Here is a 15,750-nt window from a genome sequence, read left to right on the forward strand (position 1 = left end):
ATAGCGAAACTGATATTCTTTTCCCACCGGCAGTGAAACAGTCTGTGTAAAATCGCCGTTTTTCAGACGCTTCATCGGCAGTGCGTTGATATCCCAGGCGTTGAAGTCGCCGACCAGACGTGCAGTAGCGGCCTGTTTCGACTCATCGGCGCGCAGGCGAAAGGTGACTTTGCACACAGGTTTTGATTTCAGATACTGTTTTTTAAGGCTCATGGTTTCTCTCGGGGTTGAACGAAGAATGCGAAAAGGCTCCTATATCATTATCGCAAACTGACTAAATTTCAATCGGCTTTCTTAACATCTGCTTATTCATATTTTCTAACAAAGTAGTGAAGACACTTTACGGGAAATAAAGGTACACTTAGCCTTAATAAATTCGCGTTGTAAGTTTTTGGCAAACAACAATAAAAATACAATGCCGGTGTCTCGCAAGGCAGCGTTTGCCGGTCAAGGGATGGTCAATGAAACAATCGTTGTGGATGAAAGGGGGGATACCCCTCGTCGTCATTGTTGTCGCAGTTATCGTAGCGGGTGTAATGATTTCCTCGCGCAAACCGCCTGAGCAAAATCCAGTAGAAGAACCCGCGTTTCTGGTTGATGCTCAGCCCGTATCCAGTGAGCAGGTCCAGTTCAGTGTGACCTCTCAGGGCAATGTGCTGCCAAAGCACGAAACCATGCTCAGTACCCAGGTCAGTGGCAAAGTGGTGTCAGTATCGGACGCGTATGTGGTCGGCGGAATGTTCAGCAAGGGCGACACACTCGTTACGCTTGAACAATCTGATTATGAAACGGAGCTGCGACTGGCTGAAGCTGAGTTAGCGCAGGCCACGGCGGCCCTTGAAGAGGAAATCGCGCGGGGCAAAGTAGCCGAACAGGAATGGCGCTCTGTGAATGATATGGCGGCGCCTGAGCTTGGTTTGCGAAAGCCCCAGCTGGCCAAGGAGCAGGCCAACGTAAAAGCCGCTAAGGCGAAGCTTGATCGCGCCAGGCGCAATCTTGCGCGAACTGAAATTACTGCGCCATACAACGGGATTGTGGTTGAGCGCAATATTGATTTAGGGCAGTTTGTCACCGCAGGCGCAGCCGTCGCCACGTTGTATGCAACCGATGTGGCTGAAGTTCGTCTGCCGATCACCGACAGTGATCTGGCCTTTCTCAACGTATCCGACAAGCCGGGAAATGTTGATAATGTGCGCCTGCACGCCACCGTCGCTGGTAAATCCCGGACCTGGCAGGGCACGCTGGCGCGCACAGAAGGGGTACTGGACAGCAACAGCCGCGTTGTCTATGCGGTGGTTAATGTGAACGACCCTTACCGGCGGGATACAGCCACTGAGTCAGTGCCGCTGCGATTTGGACAGTTTGTAGAAGCCAGTATTCAAAGTGAAAAACGCCAGCAGTTGTTCGTGCTGCCACGCAATGTGGTGAGACTGGATAATACGGTGCTTACTGTCGATGATGAGCGGACACTGAAAATTAAACCCGTCGATATTCAGCGCAGCAGTGCTGAGAACGTCTATATTTCAAGTGGGCTTGAAGAAGGTGACCTGGTTGTCATGAGTGCGGTCCCTAATCCTTACGATGGCATGAAAGTGCGGTTGCCAGACGATATTCCTGAAGCAGCAAAAAATGATAAGGAAGAGGACAGCGCAGGCATCGCCTCTGAGGAGGATGAATGAGTCGTATTGATACCCACCGTGGCGTGATTGCCTGGTTTGCCCGCAATAATGTTGCTGCTAATTTGCTGATGTGGCTGTTGCTGGTAGGCGGGCTGTTCGGCGCCTTCACCATCCATAAGCAAATTTTTCCGACCTTTGATATTAATGTAATCAATGTTCGCGTGCCCTATCTGGGTGCCGCGCCGCAGGAGGTGGAAGAGGGCGTTATTCTCAAGGTTGAGGAAGCGGTGAAAAACCTTGAAGGGATTAAGAAAATCACGTCAACCGCTGTTGAGGGCATGGGCACCGTGTCAATCGAAGCCGAAGAAGACTACGATGTGCAGGCATTGCTCGATGAGGTCAAGGTTCAGGTTGATGCGATTGTTAGTTTTCCTGCAGATACAGAAAAACCGGTCGTCTACCGACAAAAGATACAGCAGGACGTGTTGTGGATGTCGGTCTATGGCGATGCCTCAGAGCGTGAACTTAAAGAGTTTGCCAAAGACTTACGTGATGATATCGCTAATCTGCCTGGTATTTCTCAGGTGCAGGTTGTCGGCGCCAGAGATTATGAAATCTCGGTCGAGTTATCTGAAGTCGATCTGCAAAAATATAACCTGACCTTCTCGGACGTTGTTAATCGCCTCAGTCAGTCGAGTATTGATTTGCCCGGTGGTTCTATCCGTACCGAAAACGGTGATATTTTGCTTCGCACCAAAGGTCAGGCGTATACCGGCTGGGATTTTTCTCAGATTGTATTGCTCACCGACAGTAACGGCACCCGGGTAACACTGGGCGATGTGGCGTATATCAATGACGGTTTTATCGAAAATAACCAGTACGCCATGTTCGACGGTAAACCTGCTGTCAGCTTACGCGTACAGGCGGTGGGTGATCAGAATGCGCTGGAAATTTCTGACACAGTGAATGGCTACATCGCCGAGCGTAAAGCAGACTTTCCTGCTCACATCAGCGCCGATACCTGGGGGGACAGTTCCTTTTACCTTGCTGATCGCCTGAATATGATGCTGGAGAACATGTTTTTCGGTGCCTTACTGGTGTTTATTGTTCTGTCGTTATTCCTGAAAATTAAACTGGCATTCTGGGTCATCGTCGGTTTGCCGGTCTGTTTTTTGGGGACGTTATTGGTACTGCCCATCGACATGCTTGGCGTATCGATCAATCTGCTTAGCCTGTTTGCATTTATTCTGGTACTGGGGATTGTGGTGGATGATGCCATTATCATGGGGGAGTCCGCCTACACAGAGATAGACCGCAAAGGTCACAGTACCGATAATGTGATAAGCGGCGTGAAAAAAGTCGCGATGCCGGCGACCTTCGGCGTGCTGACCACCATCGCTGCGTTTTCACCCATGCTGATGGTCTCCGGGCCGTTTGGAGTTATATGGAAAACTATCGGTCTGGTGGTCATCATCTGCCTGGTATTTTCGCTGATAGAGTCCAAGCTGATACTGCCCGCGCATCTTGTGCATATGAAACTGAAGCCTTACGACCCGGAGAAAGCCAATCGTTTTCAGCGTTTCCGGGACATTTTCAGCGAAGGCATAAAAGGCTTTATTCAGAATCGCTATGCGCCATTTTTAAAGCGTGCGGTACAGAATCGTTACCTGACGCTTTCTGTGTTTTTCGCCATGCTTATTTTGACCGTCGGTCTGTTTGGAGGCGGACTGGTGAGGTTTGTATTCTTCCCAACTATTCCCAGCGACTTTATGATGGCGAATGTTGAGCTCGAGCCTGGTTCATCTTTACAGCAGCGTGATAATGCCATCAAAACGCTGCAGGACGCGCTGAACCGAATGGATGACGAACTTGAGAAGGAGTCCGGCAGTGGGGTGGTAAAACATGCCATCGCGTTTGACGAGGGCAACCTTGCTGGTCAGGTTTTTGTTGAGCTGACCAAAGGTGAAACCCGTGAGCTGACCGATTTTGAAATTCACCAGCAGTGGCGTGAGCAGGTGCCGGAAATTCCGGGCGTGAAACGCTTTGATATTGGCTCACCCGGGGGCCCGGGTGGCGGCGCTGATTTGAGCTTCGAATTTGACTCCTCAGACATTGATGCACTACGCAGTATCAGCCAGGAGCTGAAAACCAGACTGGAAACCTATGACGGGGTCACTGATATCAATGACACTTTTGCCGGAGGCAGTGAGGAAATTCAGCTGTCACTGAAACCGCAGGCGGATGCCCTGGGCATATCTTTGTCGCAGCTCGGTCGTCAGGTTCGGTATGGGTTTTATGGCGCAGAGGTGCAACGGATCCAGCGTGATGAGGAAGAAATCCGTGTGATGGTACGCTACCCCAAAGCAGAGCGGACATCGGTGGAACACCTCAAAAATATGCGCGTGCGCGCCCCTGACGGACGCTCCGTGCCCTTCGAGCAGGTGGCAAGTATTGAAGTCGGGCAGGGCTTTGACACCATTATCCGGGTTGACGGTGAGCGATCGGTCACCGTGACAGCTAAGGTCGATAAGGCACGTCTGGATCCGGGGGAAGTGACCCGGGATGTGATTAATACGGTGATGCCAGATTTGCTGGAACGTTATCCGAAGGTGAGTTTTGAGTTGCAGGGGAACTCCCGTGAACAGCAGGAGGCCATGATGGGCCTGGCAAAAGGCTTATTGTTTGCGCTGTTTGCTATTTTTGCCTTACTGGCGATCCCACTGCGCTCATATTCACAGCCGTTAATTATTATGTCGGTGATCCCGTTCGGTGTAGTAGGGGCTATTGTTGGCCATCTGATACTGGGCAAGGCCGTTAGTGTGTTGTCGATTTGCGGAATCATTGCGCTGTCAGGCGTGGTGGTGAATGATAGTCTGATCATGGTGGATTTCGTAAACCGTGCGCGCAAGGAAGGTATGTCTTTGCTTGATGCGGCTATCAATGCTGGCACACAGCGATTCAGGGCTATCATACTGACTTCTCTGACGACGTTTATGGGACTGATGCCGATTGTGTTTGAGCGCAGTCTGCAGGCACAAATTGTGATTCCCATGGCGATATCACTGGCGTTTGGGATATTGTTCGCGACCATCATTACGCTGTTGCTGGTACCGGCGCTTTATCTCATCCTCAATGACATAAAAAATATATTTCGTCGCCAGCCGGTTCCGCTGGAACATAGCCGTGATCAGACGTTGCGCGACAGCGGATAGCAGCTAACCCTCATCGTTAGTTATAACCTGAAACACCGTGCCTGATGGCACGGTGTTTTTGTTTATGACCGCTGGTACAGGTTGATTTTTCATCAGCTCTGCATATACTGTATATATAAACAGTATTAAGGGGTGATGTGATGACGACCGGAATAAAATCTATCGACAAGCTAATAGCATCCTATGGATTAACGACGCATGCAGGCAAAGACGCATTTCAATCAGTGATCCGGTTGCGTGGCGGCGACGCAAAAGCCAGAACGCTCAAATTGCCCTGGTGTATGTATCAGAAAGTCATGCAAAAACCGGTGTCCAGTGCACTGACTTACTATCAGTACTTTCTTCCCCACCGCCAGCATCGCCTGGCCAGTTTTCTGGTTGATGAAAAAGGAAACATCGTTGAGCAGGTATATTATTTACGAGACGGGCGGGGCGTGAAAGCCTGTAAAAAACTGCAGGTGATGCTACAGACAATGTGCAAAGCACAATTACTGGCAGCGTAGAATAAAAAAGCCTGACACCAGGTCATTCGGTGTCAGGCTCTGGCAGCCGCTTCGTTACGTTAAAGCGGCCTTGTCCGGTAAGTCAGACAGAGGCTTAGTAGAAGGAGAAGCGTGCTTCAATGCCCCAGATCCGCGGCTCATTGATGATGCCGGTCAGGTTATTGAAGTCAATTGCACCTTTCACATTATCTTCGTCGGTGATGTTCCGGCCAAAAAATGCAATGGTGTAATTGTCTACGAAGTTGTCGTAACCAATGCGCAGACCGCCTTCAAAGTTGTCGTCGGTTTTGAACTCCACGGCATCATACAGGAACAGATTGGTTTCTCCCTGGAATGCCCAGTCGGTGAACACGAAAAATTCGCCATCGTTGCCGACCGGAATGGTATAACGTGCAGTAAAGTTGAAAATGGTTTCCGGTGCCTGCGGGAAGGGGTTACCGTCGATAAACGCCTGATTACTATCAGTACGGGGATCCATTACGGTACAGTTACCCGCGAAGTCAGCGCTCGATCCGCACGGCTGTACTGTCAGGTTGTCATCTTTTATCTCGGTATGATTGTAGCTATAACCCGCTGTCAGGCTTAGCTGATCGGTTGCCAGCCATTCGGCATCCACTTCAAAGCCATACGCGTCGCCCTTATCGGCATTTACAAGCGCCGTAAAGTTATTGCCACCCCCGATGGCGGAGAACTGCATGTCATCAACAGTGTAATAGAAAGCAGCAACATTTAAACGCAGCGTATCTTCCAGTAAGTCTGATTTAAAGCCCGCTTCAACGGAGTTTATCGTTTCTGCGTCAGCCACCGACGGCGAACCTTCAAAGGCCACATCACGGCCCTGAATCGTTTGTGCACGGAAGCCATTGGCATAGCGCGCGAACAATGAGATATCGTCGGTAAGGTTATAATTAGCGCTTAGTTCATAACTGACCTGACCATCATCGACATCAATGGGATCATAATCCTGTTGTATGCATTCAGGTATGCCATCCTGGTTAAAGTCAAGAAAATTACAATCGCCATCCACATTCTGCTGACCTACGCGCAATGATTTATCATCGTGGGTATAGCGGATGCCACCGGTGATGTTTAACTTGTCATTGACCTGATAAGACGACTGACCAAATACCGCCCAGGTCGTGTTTTCATGAAAGACCGTGGTAGCCCCATAAAGTCCGTCAATACTGGTCACGTTAAAGGAAGAGTCAAAGAAGAAGGCGCCTAGCTGCCAGTTCAGTGCGGCACGGGTGTTACTGGCCAGGCGAATTTCCTGTGTAAATTGCTCCAGATCATCCATGTTGTCCTGCGTTACTGCTGTAAATGGGATGGGCGCAGGTTTTGCGGTATCGCCTGAGCCAGTACCACCGTCAACGTCACCCAGGCTGAAGCCATCGGCGGTTTCCAGGGCAGTGATGGAGGTCAGCTCCATGCCATCAAACAGGTATGACAGTTTCAGCGATGAGCCAAAACCGCTGTATTCCTGCGGATTATTGTCTGCATTGCCGTCACCATCGAGGTCGCCATCGTACCAGACGGTAGTGCGATCGTAGTTTTCGTTCAGATCGTTGCTGCCTTTGTCGAACACGTTAGCGCGAAAAATGGATGCAGTACCTTTCAGCTCACGACCATGGACATTCAATAACGCTGAAAAATCCGTTGTTGGTTCCCACAGCAGTTGCGCACGCCAGGCTTTCTCGTCAAAGCCGCCGATTACGTCATCCTGACCTGTGAAGCCGTTATCAATGTAATCATCGCGATCCTGACTCAGTACAGAAATTCGGCCTGACAGATTTTCTGCAAGTGCGCCACCAACGGCACCTTCGAAATTAACGGTGTTGTAGCTGCCGTAACCCAGCTCTGCATACCCTTCGAAATCCTGCGTAGGTTTGACGGTATCAAACTTTACAATACCCGCCGTTGTGTTGCGGCCAAACAGCGTGCCCTGTGGGCCACGCAGTACTTCAACCTGCTGCACATCAAACAGCGGGAAACTTTTCAGTACCACGTTTTCCATGACCACTTCGTCCATCACAATAGACACGGGCTGAGAGGCGGCCAAATCAAAATCGGTATTGCCAAGGCCACGAATATAGAAACGTGGTGCTACCCGGCCGTTGGATGATTCGGCATAAAGGCCGGGAACACGTACTGCCAGCTCCAGAATATCTCCACCACCTGAAAACAGGCTTTCAAACTCTTCACCGTTTAACGTCGCTATCGAAATAGGGACTTCCTGTATGGACTGAGTACGTTTTTGCGCCGTTACTGTGATTTTCTCAAGTCCCGCTTCTTTTTTGTTTGTGTTCTGAGCATCCTGAGCAATGGCTGAAGTGCTGAACGCGGCACTAACGGCGAGCGCCAGCGTGGCTAATTTATGTGTTCTCATGTGTGTTCACCAAGTGTGATTTACAAGTTTTGTAAAAAGAGTTGAGTGTGTGCGTTGCGGCTCTGTATTCTACACAATTTTTGGACAAAATGGCGGTTATTTTTGAACATCTCCGGCTGTGAATTTGGCGCGGTATTGCGCGGGTGACATGCCGGTCTGGCGCTTAAACAAACGAGAGAATGAGCTGACGTCCTCGTAGCCCACTTCATGTAGCAGGCTCTCAAGTGGTAGCTTGCGTGTTTCCAGTTGAGCCATGACATACTCAACCCGCAAAGCCTGCAGGTACTTTAGCGGGGTCTGTCCGCAGGCCTTCTGGAATCGCCGTAATAATGTACGCACTGTCATATTGTGGCGGGATGCCAGAGCCGGCAGCGACAGCGGTGCAGCGATAGCTTCTTCCAGTGACGTCTGAACTGCCAGAATATCAGGATCCTGGTGAAACTTACGCTGCCGGGTGCTGGCATAGACGGTTTGATTGGGCCGGGTCAGGTCGAGTACCAATGATTTTGCTGTGTCGGTCGCAACCTGATGACCGCAGTACCGGCGGATCAACAGCAGTGACAGATCAAACCATGCCATGCCGCCGCCTGCACAAAACAGGTTGTCCTGTTGGGTCAGCATCTTCTCCGGTTGCAGCAATACGCCCGGGAACATCCGGCGAAAGGTATCGGCATAGCCCCAGTGTGTTGTGGCGATACGGTTTTCAAGCAATCCGGCTGCGGCCAGCAAAAAGGTCCCGGTACAGTTTCCGGCAATATCCGTCTGCTGACTGGCGTGGCGCTGCAGGTAGGTCAGTAAACGCTGATTTTGTTTAAGTACCTGCGCAATGTCACCGCCAATGGTGGGCACAATCAGCAAATCGGTGTGCTGAACGTCTTCAAGAGCGCAGTGTGGGCTGATTGACAACTGATTGGTGCAGGAGAAGGGACTGCCGTGCAGGCCCGCTATACTTACATCAAATAGTGGCTCGACAGGCTGACCGTGAATGCGTTGCCAGCTTACCCCGGCCAGTGCAAACAGATCCAGTGCACCGGTAATGGCGGAGGACAATGCCTGATCAAACCCAACAATCGTTACCTTAACCTTGCGTTCCGTCAATGGCATAACAACAGTCCTGCTATAACTATTTATTCGATGAATAGATGGCGTTATTCACCACTATTGTGTCATTAATGACAATCATGGCAGCATTTTGATTGTGTCACAATGGTTAAAATCCGGGTGCGGGCCAACTCATCGTCGCGCTGAAAGCAGACAATGGCTACCGCACGTACTGTCGTTCCTAAGCAAAAAGAGAAACCTGTATGGCAGATCAACTCATTCCACGTCGCGAACTGCGCTTTCAGTTGTATGAAATGCTGGATGCCAGCGCACTGTGCGATTTTCCACGTTTTAGTGAACACTCGGTTGAGACATTTGAGGCGGTCCTGGATACGGCTGAAAAAATCGCTGAAGAGACATTTCTCAATCATAATGCGAAAGCCGACCAGAATGAGCCGACCTTCGACGGAAAGAAAGTGAGCATGCTTGATGAGGTAAAGACAGCGTTTAATGCTTACCGTGATGCTGGCTTTATTGCCGGGCATTTCGATTTTGAAGACGGCGGTATGCAACTTCCCAGTTTAATTACTAATGCCTGTGCCGGCTATTTCTTAACGGCGAATCCGTCGACGACAGCGTATCCGTTTTTAACCGCGGCGGCAGCCAATGTAATACGCCACTTTGGCTCTGCCGAGCTTCAGGCTCAGTTTCTCCCCGATATGCTGACAGGACGCTTTACCGGGACAATGGCACTGACAGAGCCCCATGCGGGCTCGTCGCTGGCTGATATCACATCAAGCGCGACGCCTGCGGAGGATGGTAGTTACCGGCTTAAAGGCAGCAAATTATATATCTCTGGCGGTGAGCATGAATTATCCAACAATATTGTGCATCTTGTTCTGGCAAAAATTCCCGGCGGCCCTACTGGCGTTAAAGGTATCTCATTGTTTGTCGTACCCAAATACCGCCTTGACGAAAATGGCGAGCCGGGCACGCGCAATGATGTCAGTCTGGCCGGTCTAATTCACAAGATGGGGTACCGCGGCACAACGTCAACAGCACTGACCTTTGGCGACAATGGTGACTGTCATGCTTACCTTGTTGGTGAGCCGCATCAGGGCTTGCGGTATATGTTTATGATGATGAATGAGGCGCGTATCGGCGTGGGCTACGGGGCCGCCATGATTGGTTACCGCGGCTATCGTTATTCTCTGGATTATGCCAAAGAGCGAACGCAGGGGCGTAAAGCCGGGCCACAAGGTAACACATCAAAGCAGTGTGCCATCATTGAGCATGGCGATGTAAAGCGCATGCTGCTCGCGCAGAAAGCCTATACCGAAGGGGGCATGGCGCTCTGTCTGTACGGCAGCTACCTGGTAGATTGTATGGCCTGTGCAGACGATGACGAGGAAAAAGCGACCCTGGGACAACTGATTGATCTTCTCACCCCGGTCTTTAAGGCCTGGCCATCTGAATTTGGACCGAAGGCCAATGATCTGGCGATCCAGGTGTTGGGTGGAGCCGGCTATACCCGTGAATATCCGGTTGAACAATGCTGGCGGGACAACCGTTTAAACCCCATCCATGAGGGCACCAATGGTATTCAGGCGCTGGATCTGCTGGGGCGCAAGCTATGGCAGCAAAACGGTCAGGGGCTTGATGCACTGATGAAACGCGTTAAAGCAGACTTTGCCCGGGCAACAATGCCACAGTCTCGCGCTTTAAGTTCGCGATTGCTTCCGTACATCGATCAGCTTGATACGCTTATCCGCCAGTCTGCCGAAGACCTGCGCAGCGAAAAACAGTCGATTGCGCTGACTAACGCCAGTTGCTTTCTCAATATTTTTTCAGCCTGTGTGGTGAGCTGGATCTGGTTACGCCAGGCAATCGTTGCAGAGGCCGCTCTGGCCGAAGGCAGCGCAGAGCATGACGCGGACTTTTACAACGGCAAACTGGCGGCAGCAACGTACTATATTCACTGGGAATTACCGCTGGTTAAGCGGGATATTGACATCATTAGCACCTCCGATGCGACCTGTGAGCAGGTCGCACCGGACTATTTTTAAAAGGACACAAACATGCAATACAAACAATGGCAACTGACTTCCCGCCCGGTAGGCGAGCCGTCGCGTGACAACTTTGAGCTGGCAACGGTTTCGCTGCCGGAAGTCGGGGAGAATCAACTTGCAGTAAAAATTCATTATATCTCGCTGGACCCGGCCATGCGTGGCTGGATGAATGAGGGTAAATCGTACATTGAGCCGGTACAGATTGGTGATGTAATGCGCGCGGGTACCGTGGCGGAGGTCATTGAGTCACGCGCTGAAGGCTTTGCTGTTGGCGATATGGTGTACGGTAATTTTGGTGTACAGGAGTACGCGGTTGTTGACACAAAAGGGATCCACAAGGTCGACCCATCACTGGCACCGCTGCCGCGGTACCTGGGTGTACTGGGGATGCCTGGTATGACGGCGTATTTTGGGTTACTGAAAACCGGGCTGCCAAAAGAAGGTGAAACGGTTGTCGTATCCGGTGCCGCAGGTGCCGTCGGCGGTGTTGTCGGTCAGATCGCCAAGATTAAAGGCTGCCACGTCGTGGGGATTGCCGGAGGCAAAGAGAAATGTGATTACCTGACCCACGAGTTAGGGTTTGATGCTGCCGTCGATTACAAAGATGACGACTTTCGGGGCAAGCTGAAGGCGGCATGTCCTAAAGGGGTAGATGTCTACTTTGACAATGTCGGCGGCGATATTCTGGATGAGGTGCTGACCCGTATTAATCTGCATGCCCGCATTGTTATTTGCGGCGCGATCAGTCAGTACAACAATACGAAAGCGGTGAAAGGCCCCTCTAATTATCTGTCACTGCTCGTTAACCGCGCCAGAATGGAAGGTATTGTGGTGTTTGATAACGTTAAACATTATGGCGAAGCAGCACAGGAAATGGCGACCTGGTTAGGTCAGGGTAAACTGCACGCCAAAGAGCATGTGGTGGAAGGGCTGGAGACCTTCCCGGAAACGCTGATGATGCTGTTTAAAGGTGAAAACTTTGGCAAGCTGGTGTTAAAAGTGAATCATCAGGAGTAGCAGTTATGACTGTTGAAAATAAGCACATTCTGATAACCGGTGGTGGCTCAGGGATCGGTGCCGCTGTGGCGCGCCTGACCGCCAGTCGCGGTGCACTGGTTGGTGTGGCTGACGTCCATTCAGACAACGCACGTGACGTGGTGGCTGATATAGAGCGCAATGGCGGGCGTGCCTATGCTGTCAGTGTCGATGTCACTTCTGCAGAAGCTATCGCTGATATGTTTAAGGTTGCCGCTGAAAAATCGGCGGTACTGGATGTCCTTATCAATAACGCCGGTGTGGATCATCTGCCGGCGCCCATGCATGAGGTCAGTGATGAGGCGTTGATGCGCAATATCGATGTGAATCTGATTGGCGTATGGCGCTGTATGCGCCGCGCAATAGGTACAATGCTGGGGCAGGGCCATGGGCAGATCATCAATCTGGCGTCGGTCGCCGGTTTGCGCAGCGCACCAATGATCAGCGCCTACAGCGCTACCAAGCACGCTGTCATTGGTCTGACCCGCTCAACAGCAGTAGAGTATGCCCGCGCCAATATCCGCATCAATGCAGTATGCCCGAGTTTCGTCGACACACCCATGGTACAGGGCGTGCTTTCCCATATGGATGAGCGGGGCCGCAATGGCATCATCAGGGCAAACCCCATGAAGCGACTGGGTAAACCGGATGAAATATCAGGGGCGATTGCCTGGCTTTGTTCAGACGAGTCGTCATTTATGACCGGACAGTCGGTGGTACTGGACGGCGGGATGCTCGCATAAGGAGAACACAATGAGTGATTTATTTGATTTAAATGGAAAAGTTGCACTGGTCACCGGTGCCAGCCGGGGGATTGGTGAGTCGATTGCACGACTGCTGGCCAGCCAGGGCGCGCATGTGATTGTGTCCAGTCGAAAACTGGAAGGCTGTGAAGAAGTGGCCGCGTCCATCCGCAATGCTGGTGGCAGTGCCAGTGCCTGGGCGTGCCATGTGGGTGATATGGCACAAATTACTGAGACATTCAGTCATATTAAAGAAAGCTACGGTAAGCTGGATATTCTGGTTAATAATGCTGCGGCAAACCCGTATTTTGGTCACATTCTGGATACTGATCTGGGCGCTTACAGCAAAACAGTGGATGTCAATATCCGCGGCTATTTCTTTATGTCGGTGGAAGCCGGTAAGCTCATGCGCGAGCAGGGCGGTGGCGTGATTTTAAATACTGCATCAGTCAATGGCGTGGTACCCGGTGATATGCAGGGGATTTATTCGATCACCAAAGCGGCGGTGATCAGCATGACGAAATCGTTTGCCAAAGAGTGCGGGCCACTTAATATTCGGGTAAATGCCTTGCTGCCGGGCCTGACCGATACAAAGTTTGCATCAGCGCTGACCAGCAACGATGCCATTCTCAAAAAGGCCTTGCATCAAATCCCTCTGGGGCGGGTTGCGGATCCGGATGAAATGGCAGGCGCTGTGCTTTATCTGGTGTCAGATGCATCAAGTTATACCACTGGCACCACGATCACGGTTGACGGTGGTATGCTGGCTTAGCCAGTCAGGACATTACTACCAGAGCTAGCTTCAAGGCAGTCTGTGAGTCATTGTTAAGATTTTTCAGCGCGGAAATGCGCTTACAGGCAATGGTGACAGGTAGTGTATTGAAACGTTGTGAGGGACTGACTGGCAGCGCGGCTGCCAGTCATTTTTGGTTTTTTATAAAACTGAGACCAGTGCTTTGGCCAGGGTGTCGACATTCTGTTTGTTAATGCCGGCAATATTGACCCGGCTTGAATCAACAAAATACACGCTGTGCTCGTCGCGCATCGCCTGTACCTGCTGCGGGCTTATACACAGAAATGAGAACATGCCTTTTTGTTGCTCAACAAAGCTGAAGTCGCGATCAAGACCGTTTTCATTGAGCTTTTCGACCAGCATGGACCGCAGACTCTGCATGCGATTGCGCATTGCATCGACTTCGCCTATCCACTCTTTGGTCAGTGCCTCATCAGACAAAATGATGTCAACCAGCGCACCGCCGTAGGAGGGGGGCATAGAGTAGATGCCACGCGCCACATACTGTAACTGGCCCTGCGTAATGTCACGGGTCTGACTGTTATTGGAAATAACCGCCGCCAGGCCGACACGTTCGCGGTAAAGACCGAAGTTTTTACTGCAGGACGCCGCAATAATGACCTCGGGCAGGTTTTCTGCCATCAGGCGCACACCATAGGCGTCAGCATCCAGCCCGTCGCCAAAGCCCAGATAAGCCACATCCAGAAACGGTAAAAAGCCACGTTCCTGTGCCAGTTCCAGGACAGCATCCCATTGATCGCGGGTTAAATCTGCACCGGTGGGGTTATGGCAGCAGCCATGCAGCAGCACCACATCGCCTTTTTCCGTTTTCCTGAGGGTTTCCATCATGGCATCAAAACGAATGCTTGCGGTTTCTTTATCAAAATACGGGTAGGTTTCAAGCTGCAGTCCCGCTGAGCCGATCAATGGAATATGGTTGGCCCAGGTGGGATCACTGACCCACACTCTTACCTTTTCACTACACCGTACCAACAGCTCAGACAGGATCCGTAACGCACCACATCCACCAGGTGCCTGCACCGCTGCGACACGGTTGGCCATGCGCACCTGGCTGGTTTCGCCTAACAGCAGCGACAACATGCCATCAATAAAGCCCTGGTTTCCCTGCGGCGAAATGTAAGCTTTAGAGGTTTCCTGTTCGAGCAGAATTTTTTGTGCTTTGGCAACACTGGTGAGGATTGGGGTATTACCCTGTTCATCTTTATAAACACCGACGCCCAGATCAATTTTATCCGGGTTGGTATCTTCCTTAAACGCAGCAGACAATCCAAGAATGGGGTCTGGAGAAAGCGGGGGTAATACTTCAAACACGATAGTTCCTCTAAAATGGTGTAGAAAAAGCAGACAGGCATTATGCCACTGCCAGTTTAAAATTCGAGTGCCGGGACAAAGAATTTTAGGGTTTATTCACCCGTAAGCTGAAATCGTTCTGAAACCTCTGACAGAATTGCCCCCTCGGGTGAGAACTGCCGTTCGTGCCAGTACAGTTGCAGGTCCTGGTTGACAAGAATAATAGTGGAAGCGCGCGTGCCATAATCCGGGCTTTGAATAAAAATCGAGGACAAACGCTTTTCCCATTCTTTACTGATGCCGGTGTCAGGTAACCGGTCGTCGTCAGCCTGTTCGTCATTGCGTAATAAGGCGAACAGGTCTTGTGGAACAATACACTCAGAATGCTGACAGTATTCACTTAATGACTGCATGCCGCGTGTGACTTTTGGCCAGGGGGCATTTAAGGTTGCGTTCGACAGCCCATGGATCCCCGGCGACACCTCTTGTAGACGATCTTCAATATTGTTGTACACCTGCAACGCGTTGATGTCGCCAAACAGCAGGTTGTAGCCCTGATACTTTTCCCGGGACTGGCGCAGGCGGGCGGACAGTGTCTGGTGACTGGGATCGCACAGGCTTTGTGTTACCAGTTCGCCACGGGATTTCGCGTTATCCCGCTGGGCATTGGCGGCGCGGACATTGGTAATAGCGGCAATGCGTCCCTGACGGGTAACGCCCATCCATGACCCACCTGCTTCCAAATCTTTTCCTGCCAACAGGTCAGGCGCGTCTGACCAGAAGTGTGAAGGCAGGGTAGGACGGCGATAAAATTCATCGCGATTCGCCGCGATAATAAGCGGCATGTCCTTACGTTGCTGATTCGCAACAAATAAAATACACATAAATACTCCGGGCAAGATGTATTCACATCTTCCATAGCAACCAGTACACTCAAAGCTACATAAACGATCTGCTCGTTTTGTACGAGGCGCGCTCACCGACAAAGTCGTCATTCAGACGCTTCTATGTCACTGAAGGTATAGAAACTCACGCCCC

At 51.1% G+C, this 15,750-nt stretch carries 12 protein-coding genes; 7 read left to right on the forward strand and 5 right to left on the reverse strand.

The genetic code is table 11. The annotated features are described in order from the left end of the window. The coding region (locus IE054_RS16195) for an isoamylase early set domain-containing protein (RefSeq protein WP_189408159.1) at positions 1-213 on the reverse strand (213 nt) is incomplete at its 3' end. A 248-nt stretch (positions 214-461) separates the two neighbouring features. Here IE054_RS16195 and IE054_RS16200 point away from each other — a divergent pair. The 3 genes from IE054_RS16200 (at position 462) to IE054_RS16210 (ending at position 5,334) form a co-directional block, all read left to right on the forward strand. Next, on the forward strand, positions 462-1,679 hold the full coding sequence (locus tag IE054_RS16200) for an efflux RND transporter periplasmic adaptor subunit (RefSeq protein WP_189408161.1): 1,218 nt from the start codon (positions 462-464) through the stop codon (positions 1,677-1,679). After that, positions 1,676-4,831 (forward strand): efflux RND transporter permease subunit, encoded by a 3,156-nt coding sequence (locus tag IE054_RS16205; protein ID WP_189408163.1) that lies wholly within the window; start codon positions 1,676-1,678, stop codon positions 4,829-4,831. The genes IE054_RS16200 and IE054_RS16205 overlap by 4 nt, the downstream gene beginning before the upstream one ends. Positions 4,832-4,971: 140 nt before the next feature. After that, complete coding sequence (locus IE054_RS16210; protein WP_189408164.1) at positions 4,972-5,334, forward strand: hypothetical protein; 363 nt, start codon at positions 4,972-4,974, stop codon at positions 5,332-5,334. 94 nt (positions 5,335-5,428) lie between these two features. Here the strand turns inward: IE054_RS16210 and IE054_RS16215 are convergent, their stop codons facing one another. Continuing rightward, positions 5,429-7,720, reverse strand: coding sequence for a TonB-dependent receptor (locus IE054_RS16215; RefSeq protein WP_189408165.1), 2,292 nt, complete (start codon positions 7,718-7,720; stop codon positions 5,429-5,431). Between the two features lie 96 nt (positions 7,721-7,816). Then, on the reverse strand, positions 7,817-8,824 hold the full coding sequence (locus tag IE054_RS16220) for a GlxA family transcriptional regulator (protein WP_189408167.1): 1,008 nt from the start codon (positions 8,822-8,824) through the stop codon (positions 7,817-7,819). A gap of 200 nt (positions 8,825-9,024) precedes the next feature. Between IE054_RS16220 and IE054_RS16225 the strand changes: the two genes are divergently transcribed. Genes IE054_RS16225 through IE054_RS16240 form a run of 4 tightly spaced genes read left to right on the forward strand, consistent with a single transcriptional unit; the run spans position 9,025 to position 13,380 of the window. Next, entirely contained in the window at positions 9,025-10,827 is a 1,803-nt protein-coding gene (locus IE054_RS16225) for an acyl-CoA dehydrogenase (protein ID WP_189408168.1), read from the forward strand. A gap of 12 nt (positions 10,828-10,839) precedes the next feature. Then, a complete protein-coding gene (locus IE054_RS16230; protein ID WP_189408170.1) occupies positions 10,840-11,847 on the forward strand; it encodes an NADP-dependent oxidoreductase in 1,008 nt (335 codons plus the stop codon). Positions 11,848-11,852: 5 nt separating this feature from the next. Beyond that, positions 11,853-12,608: an SDR family NAD(P)-dependent oxidoreductase gene (locus IE054_RS16235; RefSeq protein ID WP_189408172.1), complete on the forward strand. Its 756-nt coding sequence runs from the start codon at positions 11,853-11,855 to the stop codon at positions 12,606-12,608. 10 nt (positions 12,609-12,618) lie between these two features. Next, a complete protein-coding gene (locus IE054_RS16240; RefSeq protein WP_189408173.1) occupies positions 12,619-13,380 on the forward strand; it encodes an SDR family oxidoreductase in 762 nt (253 codons plus the stop codon). 162 nt (positions 13,381-13,542) lie between these two features. Here the strand turns inward: IE054_RS16240 and IE054_RS16245 are convergent, their stop codons facing one another. Both IE054_RS16245 and IE054_RS16250 read right to left on the reverse strand, forming a co-directional pair. Continuing rightward, positions 13,543-14,733 carry an amino acid aminotransferase gene (locus IE054_RS16245; RefSeq protein ID WP_189408175.1) on the reverse strand — a complete coding sequence of 397 codons (1,191 nt, stop codon included), beginning with the start codon at positions 14,731-14,733 and terminating at the stop codon, positions 13,543-13,545. A gap of 92 nt (positions 14,734-14,825) precedes the next feature. Continuing rightward, the gene (locus IE054_RS16250) at positions 14,826-15,596 is read right to left on the reverse strand and encodes an NRDE family protein (RefSeq protein WP_189408176.1); all 771 of its coding nucleotides are present in this window, start codon (positions 15,594-15,596) and stop codon (positions 14,826-14,828) included. Positions 15,597-15,750: the final 154 nt, after the last annotated feature.

Origin of the sequence: Alteromonas halophila, from assembly GCF_014651815.1 — a bacterium.
GTDB lineage: Bacteria > Pseudomonadota > Gammaproteobacteria > Enterobacterales > Alteromonadaceae > Alteromonas > Alteromonas halophila.

Coding starts and splice junctions, on each gene's coding strand:
- IE054_RS16225 (WP_189408168.1), top strand. CDS start 9,025: ATGGCAGATCAACTCATTCCACGTCGCGAACTGCGCTTTCAGTTGTAT.
- IE054_RS16220 (WP_189408167.1), bottom strand. CDS start 8,824: ATGCCATTGACGGAACGCAAGGTTAAGGTAACGATTGTTGGGTTTGAT.
- IE054_RS16215 (WP_189408165.1), bottom strand. CDS start 7,720: ATGAGAACACATAAATTAGCCACGCTGGCGCTCGCCGTTAGTGCCGCG.
- IE054_RS16240 (WP_189408173.1), top strand. CDS start 12,619: ATGAGTGATTTATTTGATTTAAATGGAAAAGTTGCACTGGTCACCGGT.
- IE054_RS16200 (WP_189408161.1), top strand. CDS start 462: ATGAAACAATCGTTGTGGATGAAAGGGGGGATACCCCTCGTCGTCATT.
- IE054_RS16250 (WP_189408176.1), bottom strand. CDS start 15,596: ATGTGTATTTTATTTGTTGCGAATCAGCAACGTAAGGACATGCCGCTT.
- IE054_RS16205 (WP_189408163.1), top strand. CDS start 1,676: ATGAGTCGTATTGATACCCACCGTGGCGTGATTGCCTGGTTTGCCCGC.
- IE054_RS16235 (WP_189408172.1), top strand. CDS start 11,853: ATGACTGTTGAAAATAAGCACATTCTGATAACCGGTGGTGGCTCAGGG.
- IE054_RS16230 (WP_189408170.1), top strand. CDS start 10,840: ATGCAATACAAACAATGGCAACTGACTTCCCGCCCGGTAGGCGAGCCG.
- IE054_RS16210 (WP_189408164.1), top strand. CDS start 4,972: ATGACGACCGGAATAAAATCTATCGACAAGCTAATAGCATCCTATGGA.